General features: G+C 31.6%; 1 pseudogene. It reads right to left on the reverse strand.

Annotated features, from left to right (window positions below):
* Positions 1-96 precede the first annotated feature (96 nt).
* A pseudogene (gene tnpA / locus M4I33_RS16835) lies at positions 97-535 on the reverse strand (IS200/IS605 family transposase).
* Positions 536-678 lie beyond the last annotated feature (143 nt).

Consider the following 678-nt stretch of genomic DNA (forward strand, 5'->3'; position numbering starts at 1 on the left):
CAGCTAAGCTGGTGGTATTTCTATCGCCCTATAAGGGCATGTTACTTGCAATTGCGTCTTAAGACGCTCGAAAGGTTCGCCAGCCGCACTCTATTTTTACTTGCTACCCTTAAAAGGGTCCATATATTCTTTTATACTTATTTGATCAGATATCATATCTTCTTTTTCTTGGTTTCTTATATATTCCTCTATTGCTTTTTTATTTCTTCCTACTGTATCCACATAAAATCCTCTACACCAAAAATGTCTATTCCCATATTTATATTTTAAATTTGAAAATCTTTCGAAAATCATTAAACTACTTTTACCTTTTAGAAATCCTACAAAGCTAGAAACACTCATTTTAGGTGGAATTTCTACTAGCATGTGAATATGGTCGATGCAAGCATGAGCTTCGATAATTTCAACACCTTTCCATTCACATAATTGCCTTAATATTTTCCCTATTTCTTCTTTCTTTTCTTCTATATTTTGGAGCAAATACTATGTGATATTTACAATTCCATTTTGTGTGTGATAAACTATTACTATCCATTACGGATGCCTCCTTTTACTATTTAAATTTGGCTGCGAACCTAATTTAATTTTAGCAAAAGGAGGTTTTTTTTACATATTACAACAGTAAACTTTTTCTGAACACACTCGCATAGCAAGTGGTTTTATATATACAATAAAAAA

It is taken from the genome of Clostridium sp. LY3-2 (assembly GCF_024705715.1).
GTDB lineage: Bacteria > Bacillota > Clostridia > Clostridiales > Clostridiaceae > Clostridium.